10 protein-coding genes are annotated in these 13,123 nt (G+C 66.5%); 6 read left to right on the top strand and 4 right to left on the bottom strand.

What is annotated here, in order from left to right:
* Window positions 1–69: 69 nt before the first annotated feature.
* From WJ16_RS35730 to recG, 3 genes are all read right to left on the bottom strand, one after another.
* Entirely contained in the window at window positions 70–198 is a 129-nt protein-coding gene (locus tag WJ16_RS35730; RefSeq protein ID WP_257785856.1) for a hypothetical protein, read from the bottom strand.
* A 393-nt stretch (window positions 199–591) separates the two neighbouring features.
* Window positions 592–1,551 carry a hydrogen peroxide-inducible genes activator gene (locus WJ16_RS03240; protein WP_069255817.1) on the bottom strand — a complete coding sequence of 320 codons (960 nt, stop codon included), beginning with the start codon at window positions 1,549–1,551 and terminating at the stop codon, window positions 592–594.
* 125 nt (window positions 1,552–1,676) lie between these two features.
* A complete protein-coding gene (gene recG / locus WJ16_RS03235) occupies window positions 1,677–4,013 on the bottom strand; it encodes an ATP-dependent DNA helicase RecG (protein WP_069255816.1) in 2,337 nt (778 codons plus the stop codon).
* Between the two features lie 167 nt (window positions 4,014–4,180).
* On the opposite strand from recG, the gene queA reads away from it, so the two are divergent.
* The 5 genes from queA (at window position 4,181) to secF (ending at window position 10,256) form a co-directional block, all read left to right on the top strand.
* A complete protein-coding gene (gene queA, locus WJ16_RS03230) occupies window positions 4,181–5,248 on the top strand; it encodes a tRNA preQ1(34) S-adenosylmethionine ribosyltransferase-isomerase QueA (protein ID WP_069255815.1) in 1,068 nt (355 codons plus the stop codon).
* A 153-nt stretch (window positions 5,249–5,401) separates the two neighbouring features.
* The gene (gene tgt / locus WJ16_RS03225) at window positions 5,402–6,589 is read left to right on the top strand and encodes a tRNA guanosine(34) transglycosylase Tgt (RefSeq protein WP_069255814.1); all 1,188 of its coding nucleotides are present in this window, start codon (window positions 5,402–5,404) and stop codon (window positions 6,587–6,589) included.
* 246 nt (window positions 6,590–6,835) lie between these two features.
* Window positions 6,836–7,159, top strand: coding sequence for a preprotein translocase subunit YajC (gene yajC / locus WJ16_RS03220; RefSeq protein ID WP_006476868.1), 324 nt, complete (start codon window positions 6,836–6,838; stop codon window positions 7,157–7,159).
* A gap of 106 nt (window positions 7,160–7,265) precedes the next feature.
* Window positions 7,266–9,287, top strand: coding sequence for a protein translocase subunit SecD (gene secD, locus WJ16_RS03215; RefSeq protein WP_069255813.1), 2,022 nt, complete (start codon window positions 7,266–7,268; stop codon window positions 9,285–9,287).
* Window positions 9,288–9,305: 18 nt separating this feature from the next.
* Window positions 9,306–10,256 (top strand): protein translocase subunit SecF, encoded by a 951-nt coding sequence (gene secF, locus WJ16_RS03210; protein WP_069255812.1) that lies wholly within the window; start codon window positions 9,306–9,308, stop codon window positions 10,254–10,256.
* A gap of 386 nt (window positions 10,257–10,642) precedes the next feature.
* On the opposite strand, the gene WJ16_RS32790 is transcribed toward secF, so the two are convergent.
* Complete coding sequence (locus WJ16_RS32790; protein ID WP_236858173.1) at window positions 10,643–11,215, bottom strand: lysozyme inhibitor LprI family protein; 573 nt, start codon at window positions 11,213–11,215, stop codon at window positions 10,643–10,645.
* 346 nt (window positions 11,216–11,561) lie between these two features.
* Between WJ16_RS32790 and WJ16_RS03200 the strand changes: the two genes are divergently transcribed.
* Window positions 11,562–13,112, top strand: a complete 1,551-nt coding sequence (locus WJ16_RS03200) for a S41 family peptidase (RefSeq protein ID WP_208606989.1) — start codon at window positions 11,562–11,564, stop codon at window positions 13,110–13,112.
* Window positions 13,113–13,123: the final 11 nt, after the last annotated feature.

Genomic DNA, 13,123 nt, shown 5'->3' with positions numbered 1-13,123 from the left:
ACGTGCCGGGCGCGGTTCGTGGAGCATTGCGGGGGATAAGAAACGGAACAGGCGGGTCCTCCTGTCGTACTACGGGATGTCGTGTGCGGCGTTCGGCGCGCGTTCCCGCTGCAACGCGCCGCAGGCGGTGCGCTCGGGGAAGCGGCGGCCGGCAGTCGTCGTGCCGGCGATGCGTGTGGTGTTCCAGCTGTCGGACATGCAATGCTCCCTCATGACTTGACGACGGGTGAATCGGGGGAACAGGAAACCGGCGTGCGGCGGCACTCATCCGCCATACACACGGTCCGCCAGGTACGCGAACGCAATCGGACGCAGGCTGCGAACCGCGGCCCTGGCGCGATGTACGACCGCGTCGCGCGCGAGGATGTTCCGCTGCGCGTGCTGCAATACCGACCGCATCATGACATCCTCCTTTGACGCTTGCATCGAACGTGAAGATCGGCAGTCGACACGACGTCGATCCATGAAGAAGATTCTATCCATATCTATCAAATATTTGAATTTGATAAATTTCATCTATGCGATAGAGAAAAATAAACGGGGTCGCAAACCCCGTTCATCGTGCTGCCCTAAGTGCATGCCGGAGCGTGCTCAGTTCATCGTCGCCGGCATGTCGAGCTTCGCGACGCCCGGCAGTTCGCACGCGGCAATCGCGTCGCTGATCGCATCGATCGCGGGCATCCGCGTGAAGCTCTTGCGCCACACGAGCACCACGCGGCGGTCGGGCACCGGCTCGTTGAACGGCACGTACGACAACAGCTCGGCATCGGGACCGTTCGCGCGCGGGCCGATTTCCGCGACCGACATCCGCGGCAGCACGGTGATGCCGACACCGCTCGCGACCATGTGGCGGATCGTCTCGAGCGACGAGCCCTCGAAGGTCTTCTGGATGCCGTCGGCCGTCTGCGAGAAGCGCATCAGCTCCGGGCACACGCCGAGCACGTGATCGCGGAAACAGTGACCGTTGCCGAGCAGCAGCATGGTTTCCTGCTTCAGATCCTCGGCATCGATTTCCTCGCGCTTTTCCCACGGGTGCCCTGCCGGCAGCGCGACGACGAACGGCTCGTCGTACAGCGGGCGCACCATCAGGCCGGTTTCAGGGAACGGCAGCGCCATGATCGCGGCGTCGATCTCGCCCTGCTTCAGCAGTTCGAGCAGCTTCAGCGTGTAGTTTTCCTGCAGCATCAAGGGCATCTGCGGCACACGCTGGATCATCTGCTTGACGAGCGTCGGCAGCAGGTACGGACCGATCGTATAGATCACGCCGAGCCGGAACGGGCCGACCAGCGGGTCCTTGCCCTGCTTCGCGATCTCCTTGATCGCGAAGGTCTGCTCGAGCACGCGCTGCGCCTGTGTGACGATCTGGTCGCCGATCGGCGTCACGCTCACTTCGCTCGCGCCGCGCTCGAAAATCTGCACGTTGAGCTCGTCTTCCAGCTTCTTGATCGCCACCGACAGCGTCGGCTGGCTCACGAAGCAGGCTTCGGCCGCGCGGCCGAAATGCCGCTCGCGCGCAACCGCGACGATGTATTTCAATTCAGTCAGCGTCATTGTGGGTCAATCAGGGATATACAGGCGATAGGTTTAATTTATACACCCTGTGGCACCGGTTCGCCAAGTTTCTCTGCATCGGAATACGTCGAACGGCGATTTTAAATCCGCCCCCAATCGACGGATCAGGCCTTCAGATACTGCTCCCGCGCGCCGAGCCAGCGTGCGAGATGCTGTGTGACGATCTCGGGATACGCGGCAATCAGCCGCGACGCGGCTTCCCGGGCCGGATCGATCAGCCAGCCGTCGGTCTCGAGATTCGCGAAGCGCAGCATCGCCGCGCCCGACTGGCGGGCGCCGAGGAATTCTCCGGGGCCGCGAATTTCCAGGTCGCGCCGGGCGATCTCGAAGCCGTCGGTCGTCTCGCGCATCGTCTTCAGCCGCTCGCGGCCGGTCGGCGACAGCGGCCCCGTGTACAGCAGCACGCACACCGACGCCGCGGTGCCGCGCCCGACCCGGCCGCGCAACTGGTGCAGCTGCGCGAGGCCGAAGCGCTCCGCATGCTCGATCACCATCAGCGACGCGTTCGGCACGTCCACGCCGACTTCGATCACGGTCGTCGCGACGAGCAGCTGCACCTCGTTGCGCGTGAACGCTTCCATCACGGCCGCCTTGTCGGCCGGCGACAGCCGGCCGTGCACGAGCCCGACCTTCAGTTCGGGAAGCGCCGCCGCCAGCGTCTCGTAGGTTTCGACGGCAGTCTGCAGCTGCAGCGTCTCGCTCTCCTCGATCAGCGGGCACACCCAGTACACCTGGCGCCCGGTCAGCGCGGCCTCGCGCACACGGGCGATCACCTCGTCGCGCCGCGCATCGCCGACGAGGCGCGTCAGCACCGGCGTGCGGCCGGGCGGCAGTTCGTCGATGGTCGACACCTCGAGATCCGCGTAGTACGTCATCGCGAGCGTGCGCGGAATCGGCGTGGCCGACATCATCAGCTGGTGCGGCTGAAAGTCGCGCGCGCCGTTGGCCGCATTCGCGGCCTTCGCGCGCAGCGCGAGCCGCTGCTCGACGCCGAAACGGTGCTGCTCGTCGACGATCACGAGGCCGAGGCGCGCGAATTCGACCGTGTCCTGGATGATCGCGTGCGTGCCGATCACGAGCTGCGCGGTGCCGAGCGCGGCGGCCTCGATCGCCGCGCGCTTGTCCTTCGCCTTCAGGCTGCCCGCGAGCCACGCGACCGTGACGCCGAGCGGCTCGAGCCACGCGCGCAGCTTGCGCGCGTGCTGTTCCGCGAGGATCTCGGTCGGCGCCATCAGCGCGGCCTGGTAGCCGGCGTCGATCGCCTGTGTGGCCGCCAGTGCCGCGACGACCGTCTTGCCGCTGCCGACGTCGCCTTGCAGCAGGCGCTGCATCGGGTGCGCGAGCGTGAGGTCGTGCGCGATCTCGTCGACGACGCGTGCCTGTGCGCCCGTCAGCGTGAACGGCAGCGCCGCGTAGAGCCGCGTCGTCAGCGCCTGCGCATCGCTCGCGGCGCGGCGCGGCATCGCGGGCGCCGCGCGCGTGCGGCGCTCCTCGTGCGCACGCTTGAGCGACAGTTGCTGCGCGAGCAGCTCCTCGAACTTGATGCGCGTCCACGCCGGATGCGAGCCGTCCATCAGCGCGGCCTCGTCGGAATCGACGCGCGGGTGGTGCAGGATGCGCACCGCCTGCTCGAGCGACGGTACGTCGAGCGGCTTCAGGTAGTCGCGCTGGATCTCGGGCGGCAGCAGTTCGGGCAGCGGCGTGCGCTCGACCGCGTTCTCGATCGCCTTGCGCAGATAGGCCTGCGACACGCCGGCCGTGCTCGGATAGACGGGCGTGAGCACCTGCGGCAGCGGCGCATCGGCTTCGACGACGCGCACCGCCGGATGCACCATCTCCAGCCCGAAGAAGCCGCCGCGCACGTCGCCGCGCACGCGCAGCCGCTGGCCGACGGCCATCTGCTTGACCTGCGAGCCGTAGAAATTCAGGAAGCGCAGCACGAGGTGATCGCCGTCGTCGTCCTGGATCTTCACGACGAGTTGGCGGCGCGGCCGGTACGCGACCTCGTTGTCGAACACGACGCCTTCGGTCTGCGCGATGCCGCCCGGCAGCAATTCGCCGATCGGCGTGAGCGTGGTTTCGTCCTCGTAGCGCATCGGCAGATGCAGCACGAGGTCGATCGAGCGCGTGAGGCCGAGCTTCGCGAGCTTGTCGACGGTCTTCACGGGCTTGTCGGCGGCCGGCTTCTTCTTGCGCTTCGTGCCGGCCGCGGCCGCCGGGTCGCCCTCTGCGCCATCCGCGCCTTCGGCATCGGGCGCGGCGGCGGCCGGTTGCGCGAGCCGCCCATCGGCGCCGCGTTTCGGGCCCGCGCGGCGCGGCGCGGCACGTTCCGTGGAACCGCGCTCGTCCGTGCTTTGCGCGGGGAGCGCGACATCGTCCGCGTCGAACGGATCGGCGGAATCGGCTACTGCGGCAGGAGAACGGCGTGGTGACACAGGCATCGGATCGTCTGGGTGCTTCGCAAGGCAAGTACAATAGCGGCTTTCACGTCGTCCGAACCAGCGACGCCGGCCAGGCCGCGCATCCCGTCATCATAGCGGCTCGCGCGCCCCATTTACGCGTTTCCGCCCGGTCGGCGACGCGCGCCGGCCGCTTCGAACCAGCCCGCATGTTCACGCTTTCCGATTTCGATTTCAATCTGCCGCCCGAGCTGATTGCACAAACCGCGCTGCCCGATCGCACCGCGAGCCGCCTGCTCGAGGTCGACGGCACCGTCGCGCCCGCGCGCCTCGTCGACCGTCGTTTCACCGAGCTGCCGTCGTGCATCGCAGCCGGCGACCTGCTCGTCTTCAACGATACCAAGGTGCTGAAGGCGCGTTTCTTCGGCCAGAAGGCCAGCGGCGGCAAGGTCGAGGTGCTGATCGAGCGCGTGACGGGCACGCACACGGCGCTCGCGCAGATCCGCGCAAGCAAGTCGCCGGGCGCCGGCACGACGCTGCGGCTCGCCGACGCGTTCGACGTGACCGTCGGCGAGCGCGTCGAGCCGTTCTTCACGCTGAACTTCCCCGAGCCGTGCCTCGACCTGATCGAGCAATACGGCCGCCTGCCGCTGCCGCCCTATATCGAACACGATCCGGACGCGACCGACGAGACGCGCTACCAAACCGTCTACGCGAGCAATCCGGGCGCGGTCGCCGCGCCGACGGCCGGGCTGCACTTCGACCAGCCGATGCTCGAGCGGCTCGACGCGATGGGCGTCGAGCGCGCGACGCTGACGCTGCACGTCGGCGCCGGCACGTTCCAGCCGGTGCGCGTCGACAACATCGCCGAGCACAAGATGCACAGCGAGTGGTACGACCTGCCGCAGTCGCTGGTCGACAGGATCGCCGCGACCCGCGCACGCGGCGGCAACGTGATCGCGGTCGGCACGACGTCGATGCGCGCGCTCGAAGCCGCGGCGCGCGCCGCCGACGAAGCGGGCCGCCCGCTCGCGGCCACGCAGGCCGAGACCGACATCTTCATCACGCCCGGCTATCGTTTCCGCGTGGTCGACCGGCTGATCACGAACTTCCACCTGCCGAAGTCGACGCTGCTGATGCTGGTGTCCGCGTTCGCCGGCGTCGACACGATCCGCGCCGCGTACCGGCATGCGATCGACGAACGCTATCGCTTCTTCAGCTACGGCGACGCGATGCTGCTCACGCGGCGCGACACGCCGGAGGCGCCGCGCGTTTGAGCGAAGCAGGCGCGACGGCCCGCACGCCGCTCAGCCGCCGGTCGCCCGTCGCGCGCTACGATGGCGCACACCCCGTTTTTCCCCGCTGCCGGCTTGCCGGCGGCGTTTCCAACACGCGCCGGACTGTTCTCCGGTGGCAAGGAGAATGACGCGATGACCGAAGGTTCATCCCACGATACGCACGCCCCCGTGCAGGACCGCCCCGTGGGCGGGCTCGAATTCGAACTGCTGACGACCGACGGCCATGCGCGCCGCGGCCGTGTGAAGCTCAACCACGGCACGGTCGAGACGCCGATCTTCATGCCGGTCGGCACGTACGGCACCGTGAAGGCGATCCAGCCGCGCGAGCTGCACGAGATCAAGGCCCAGATCATCCTCGGCAACACGTTCCACCTGTGGCTGCGCCCGGGCCTCGACACGATCGACGCGCACGGCGGGCTGCACGGCTTCATGGGCTGGAACAAGCCGATCCTGACCGACTCGGGCGGCTTCCAGGTGTTCTCGCTCGGCGACCTGCGCAAGATCACCGAGGACGGCGTCACGTTCGCGTCGCCGATCAACGGCGACAAGCTGTTCCTGTCGCCGGAAGTGTCGATGCAGATCCAGAAGGTGCTGAACTCCGACGTCGTGATGCAGTTCGACGAGTGCACGCCGTACGCGACCAACGGCGTGCCGACCACGCACAAGGAAGCGGCCGACTCGATGCGCATGTCGCTGCGCTGGGCGAAGCGCTCGCTCGACGAGTTCAACCGGCTCGGCAACCCGAATGCGCTGTTCGGGATCGTCCAGGGCGGAATGTTCGAGGACCTGCGCGACGAATCGCTCGCGGGCCTCGCGGAACTCGGCTTCCACGGCCTCGCGATCGGCGGGCTGTCGGTCGGCGAGCCGAAAGAAGACATGATGCGCGTGCTGCGCCATGTGGGCCCGAAGCTGCCGGCCAACAAGCCGCACTACCTGATGGGCGTCGGCACGCCGGAGGATCTGGTCGAGGGCGTCGCGAACGGCGTCGACATGTTCGACTGCGTGATGCCGACCCGCAACGCGCGCAACGGCTGGCTGTTCACGCGCTTCGGCGACGTGAAGATCCGCAACGCGACGCACAAGAACTCGCTGAAGCCGCTCGACGCGAGCTGCACGTGCTACACGTGCCAGAACTTCTCGCGCGGCTACCTGCATCACCTGCACCGCGTCGGCGAAATCCTCGGCGCGCAGCTCAACACGATCCACAACCTGCACTACTACCTGCAGCTGATGAGCGAGATTCGCGAAGCGATCGAAACCCATACGTTCGATGCGTTCCGCCAGCGCTTCGCGGAGGACCGCGCGAGAGGGGTCGACTGACGGGCCGGCAACCTAGGCGGGCGGCCAGATGGGCGGCCCGTCACATAGGACGCGTACTAAATGTCACGGCCCAACTGTCGGTCCCGACCGCCAAACATTACAATTGCCTTTCCAAACAAGTCGCAACGGTATCGGTTCGCGCTTTAACAGCTTGATCCGAAAGCGCATTTGCCGAACCGTTTGCGCATGGGGCCGGTGGTAGAATAACCGGCTTATTTTTCGATCTTCCCCTACGGAGAGACCAACGTGCCGTTCATTTCCAATGCCTTCGCGCAAGGTGCCGGTGGCGCCGAATCGAGCCTGATGAGCTTCCTGCCGCTCATCCTGATGTTCGCCGTGCTCTACTTCATCATGATCCGTCCGCAGATGAAGCGTCAGAAGGAGCACCGCAACATGCTCGCGGCCATGGCCAAGGGCGACGAAGTCGTCACGAGCGGCGGCCTCGTGGGCAAGGTGACGAAGGTCACCGAAGGCTACATCGGCGTCGAGATCGCCGAAGGCACCGAAATCACCGTGCAGAAGGCTGCCGTCACGACCATTCTGCCGAAGGGCACGATCAAGTCGCTGTAAGCCCTTCACCGAGCGTCCGGCCCCCCGCGCCGTGCCCGCCTGAGAGAGCGGGCCGCCGCGGCGCCGGACGCGACGCTTTCACGCCAACCACCCGTTCGGCCCCCTCATGAATCGTTATCCACTCTGGAAATATGTCGTGATGGTCGTGGCGCTCGCCATCGGCCTTCTGTACACATTGCCCAACTTCTTCGGCGAAGCGCCGGCGGTGCAGGTGTCGAGCGGCAAGGCCACGGTCAAGCTCGACTCGACCACGCTGACCCAGGTCGAATCGGCACTCGCATCCGCGCAGATCAAGCCGGACGACATCACCTTCGAGAACACGGCGACCAACGCGAACATCCGCGTGCGCCTGAAGGACACCGATACGCAGCTGCGCGTCAAGGACCTGCTGCAGAAGTCGCTGAACGCCGACCCGAACGATCCGCAGTACGTCGTCGCGCTGAACCTGCAGAGCGCATCGCCGCGCTGGCTGACTGCGCTGCACGCGCTGCCGATGTATCTCGGCCTCGACCTGCGCGGCGGCGTCCACTTCCTGCTCCAGGTCGACATGACGGGCGCGCTCACGAAGAAGCTCGATTCCGACGCGTCCGACGCGCGCACGCTGCTGCGCGACAAGAACATCCGCGACGGCGGCGTGAGCCGCGTCGACCAGTCCGTGGTCGTCAACTTCAGCGATGCGCAGACTGCGGACGACGCCCGCAAGGTGCTCGCCGCGTCGATCACCGAACTGCAATGGGCGACCCAGCCCGGCGGCGGCGGCACGCAGGTCGTCGGCACGTTCACGCCGGCCGTGCAGAAGGCCGTGGAAGACGCCGCGCTCAAGCAGAACCTGACCACGCTCCACAACCGCGTGAACGAACTCGGCGTGTCCGAGCCGATCCTGCAGCAGCAGGGCAGCGACCGTATCGTCGTCGAATTGCCGGGCGTGCAGGACACCGCAAAGGCGAAGGACATCATCGGCCGCACCGCGACGCTCGAGGCGCGCCTCGCCGACCCGATCAACACGCATCCGAACCCGAACGATCCGGTGCCGCCGGGCGAAGAGCTGTTCACGCAGGGCAACCAGGCCCCCGTGCTGCTGAAGAAGGACGTGATCTTCACGGGCGACCGCATCATCGATGCGTCGGCCGGCTTCGACGAACACCAGCGTCCGTCGGTCAACATCCGCCTCGATTCGGCGGGCGGCCGCTCGGTGCGCGCGGTTTCGCGCGAGAACATCGGCAAGCCGATGGCGATGGTGCTGTTCGAAAAGGGCAAGGGCGAAGTGCTGACGGTCGCGACGATCCAGTCGGAACTCGGCGACCGATTCCAGATCACCGGCCAGCCGACGCCGCAGGCCGCGGCCGACCTCGCGCTGCTGCTGCGCGCCGGTTCGCTCGCGGCGCCGATGGACATCATCGAGGAACGCACGATCGGCCCGAGCCTCGGCGCCGACAACATCAAGATGGGCGTCCACTCGGTGATCTGGGGCTTCTGCGCGATCGCCGTGTTCATGATCGCGTACTACATGCTGTTCGGCGTGGTGTCGGTGATCGGCCTGTCGGTGAACCTGCTGCTGCTCGTCGCCGTGCTGTCGCTGATGCAGGCCACGCTGACGCTGCCCGGTATCGCGGCAATCGCGCTCGCGCTCGGTATGGCGATCGACTCGAACGTGCTGATCAACGAGCGCGTGCGTGAAGAACTGCGCGCCGGCCAGCCGCCGCAGCTCGCGATCCAGGCCGGCTACGCGCACGCGTGGGCGACGATTCTCGACTCGAACGTCACGACGCTGATCGCCGGCCTCGCGCTGCTCGCGTTCGGTTCGGGCCCGGTTCGCGCGTTCGCGATCGTGCACTGCCTCGGTATCCTGACGTCGATGTTCTCCGCGGTGTTCTTCTCGCGCGGGATCGTCAACCTCTGGTACGGCGGCCGCAAGAAGCTGAAGTCGCTCGCGATCGGCCAGGTGTGGAAGCCGGAAGGCGCCGCTGCCGCCGCATCGTTCACCGATGCCGACGAATCGACCGATACCGCGCGCGCCGCGAAGCTCGCCGCCCCGGCGAAGGGCAACGCGCCGCGCGCCGGCAAGCCGCAGCTGCGCAACCGCGCGCAGCAGGGCGTGTCGCCGAAGAAACCGGGCTCGACCCAATAAGGCCCCGGAGACGAGACCATGGAATTTTTCCGCATCCGTAAAGACATTCCGTTCATGCGGCACGCGCTGGTGTTCAACGTGATCTCGCTGGTCACGTTCCTCGCCGCGGTGTTCTTCCTGTTCCATCGCGGGCTGCACCTGTCCGTCGAATTCACCGGCGGGACGGTGATCGAGGTGCAGTACCAGCAGGCCGCTGAACTCGAACCCGTGCGCGCGACGCTCGGCAAGCTCGGCTACGCCGATGCGCAGGTACAGAACTTCGGTACGTCGCGCAACGTGCTGATCCGCCTGCAGCTGAAGGAAGGCCTCACGTCCGCGCAGCAGAGCGACCAGGTGATGGGCGCGCTGAAGGCGCAGAGCCCGGACGTCACGCTGCAACGCGTCGAGTTCGTCGGCCCGCAGGTTGGCCGGGAACTCGCGACCGACGGTCTGCTCGCGCTCGCGTGCGTCGTGATCGGCATCGTGATCTACCTGTCGTTCCGCTTCGAGTGGAAGTACGCAGTGGCCGGCATCATCGCCAACCTGCACGACGTCGTGATCATTCTCGGCTTCTTCGCGTTCTTCCAGTGGGAGTTCTCGCTGGCGGTGCTCGCGGCGATCCTCGCGGTGCTCGGCTACTCGGTCAACGAGTCGGTCGTCATCTTCGACCGGATCCGCGAAACGTTCCGCCGCGAGCGCAGAATGAGCGTGCAGGAAGTGATCAACCACGCGATCACGACCACGATGTCGCGTACGATCATCACGCACACGTCGACGGAAATGATGGTGCTGTCGATGTTCTTCTTCGGCGGCCCGACGCTGCACTACTTCGCACTCGCGCTGACGGTCGGCATCATGTTCGGTATCTACTCGTCGGTGTTCGTCGCGGGCTCGCTCGCGATGTGGCTCGGCATCAAGCGCGAAGATCTGATCAAGGAAAAGAAGTCCGCGCACGATCCGGACGATCCGAACGCGGGCGCGCAGGTTTAAGCGTCACGCTGCTTCGACGGATACAGGAAGGCCGGTCCCTCGTGGACCGGCCTTTTTTCATGCGCGCGTCGCCGCCCTGTTCTCGCGGCGCGACGGTACGGGTGGCCGGCTACGGCGTCGTATCGGGCTGACTCGTGCCGCCGTCTCGCAATGCGGATGTCGACCGTGTGCCGCCGTAGTACCGGGAAGTCGATCTCGCGCGCCCCATGCGGACCGGACCACGTCCGACCCGTTCGCGCCGGTGCGCAAAGCGCGGCAGACGTTGCACGCGCAGCGCGAGCGCGCGAAGTTCGATCCGTCGACGAGCGCAGCGCTGTTGCAGCGCGAAGCCGGCACGCTCGCCGACTGGCAGCTTCGGCAGACGGTCAACGCGCTGGGCGGGCACGCTACTTCAACGGCAAATCAGACACCGCGTCGCGTAGTTGCGCGGCGCGTCTGTTATTGAGTTCCGCGATACAAGCCAGACGCTGCATCTCGAGCGCATTGCCAATAGCACCGCCACCCAACGCAGAGGCAAATGCACATTGCGCTTCGCGGTATTTAACGAAGGCTTTCTTCGACGCGGCCAGCCTGGTCTTGGCCAGATTGATGTACCTGGAATCCTCATCCCACTTGGCAAACGCCTCTCGTACTTTTTCTTCGGCACGCTTGAGCTCGACCTCGCTTGCTTCTTGCTTCCGCTGCAAACATTCTCTTACGCCGGTTATTTCATACGAGCATTCGCCGCGCAGTTCGCGCTCGCTTTGCACTGGAGTACTCGGGGCGGCTATCGAGATGAGTGGGGAAAAAGTAGCGGCTACTAGCAGTACTATCTTGCGCATACCATCTCCCCTCCCTTTTTGCATCACCTTCAACACGTAATCAAGTTTCGTGGCGTAATTGATATCGCGACCTCCGTTGTAGCGTTGCGCCATCAATGTTGTAGAGATGTACCGCCAGCTTGTAATGACACGTTGCACGGATGCTTTCCGATACTTCAACACGTGACCAGGTCGCAAAACACTAACGGCCGGATTTAACTTTTTCCGTACCTCGACCGTGCTTCCTTGCGTCTTCGCAATCTTGTCGAGGCTGTCGCCAGCTTTGACGACGATTGCTCATTGAGCCACTGACAATCGCTCTCAAACCCTCCATGGTTTTCTGCGATGTCCTTTTTCATGCCCGCGCGATCACCACGCATCGCGCAACCCGCTCGCGCCGGCCCGTCGCGCGCGTCGGCTACAATCGTGCCGTCCCGCCGCGCCGCATGCCGGCCGCAAACCGGCGGGACAGCGCCTTCGCCCTCCGTTCAAACGTGCGGTCCCGATGATGCCTCCGACGCGTGCCGTTCTCCGCCTTGCCGTTCGTGCAGCCGTCATGGCCGCGCTTCTGCCGGGCGTTTCATCCGCCGATGCGCCACAGCCAGCGTCGGCCCCACCCGCTTCTGCGCCTGCTTCGGCTCCCGCTTCCGCCGCCGCCCACCCGCCTTCGCCCTGTCCGCCCGACTGGGAGCCGCAGATCTGCGAACTCAAGGCGGCGGTCGAAGTCCTGAAGCGGCAGCACCTGACCGACGTCGACATCGGCGCACTGCTCGACGCAACGACTCACGCGGGCATCAAGACGTTGCCGTACGCGCGTTTCTTCGATCCGAAGGAAGAGCAGGAACGGCGCGAAGACGAACGGCGCGCCCGCGACGGCACGCCCGGCATCGGCATCGTGTTCGAGACGCGGCCAGACGGGCTGCACATCGTCGACGTGATCCCCGACGCGCCCGCGGAAAAGGCCGGCGTGCGCCCCGACGATCTCGTCGTCGCGATGAACGACACGAGCGTCGTCGGCATCGACGCCGCCGATCTGGCCCGGCTCGCCAAGGGCGACGCGGGTGTGCCGCTGAAACTGACGGTCCAGCGCGGCCGCTCGCATGCGGTGCTGAGCTTCGCGCCGGTACGGACGATCCTCAAGCCGCATCCGGCGACCGCGAAACGGCTCGACGGCGACATCCTGTACACGCGGCTGTCGAGCTTTCCGGAACCGGCGGTCGGCGACTACATCGACGCGGTGCAGGCCGCGCGCCGCGCGGGGCCGCCGGTGAAAGGCCTGATTCTCGACCTGCGCATCAACGGCGGCGGCGCGCTCAACGCGGCGATCGGCATCACCGCGCTGTTCGCGGGACGCGACCGCACCGCGATGGTGACGGTCGAGCGCGGCGACGCCAACCGCCGCCGCTACACGACCAACTGGCCCGATTACGCATTGCCGGTCATGCATGAACAGGATCCGCTCGCGCCACTGCAGGCCGACGACTGGTGGCGCACCGTGCCGCTCGTCGTGCTCGTCGACGGACAGAGCGCGTCGGCCGCCGAAGCGACCGCAGCCGCGCTGAAGGATCTCGGCCGCGCGAAGCTGCTCGGTATGCCGACCTACGGGAAGGGGCTCGCTCAGACGGGCGTCGACCTGATCGACGGCACGCGCCTGAATTTCACGTTCGCGCGCAACCTGCGGCCGAACGGCTGCCCGATGGACGGCTACGGCGTCGTACCGGACTGGCTCGTGCCGCCGCGCCGCGACTCGGACATCGACGGCGTGCTGCTGTGGTACCGGGAAGCCGATCTCCCCCGTGCGCCGTATGCGGACCGGCTGGCGCCCGATCCGTTCGCGAAGGTGCGCAAGGAACGGCAGAAGCTGCGCGAGCAGCGTGCGCTCGCGAAGATCGATACGGCGAAGAGCGCGGCGCTGCCGCAGCGCGAGTTCGGCACGGCAGCCGACTGGCAGCTCGCGCAGGCGCTTGCCGCACTGGCCGGGCGCCACGTGCAGACGATCGCCCCCAATCCGCAACTGATGCCCGCACGGCCCGTGTGCGAGCGCGCCGGCAACTGACGCGCGCCGCC

Source organism: Burkholderia metallica, assembly GCF_001718555.1.
GTDB classification, from domain to species: domain Bacteria; phylum Pseudomonadota; class Gammaproteobacteria; order Burkholderiales; family Burkholderiaceae; genus Burkholderia; species Burkholderia metallica.
This window is presented reverse-complemented; position numbering and strand designations above follow the sequence as displayed.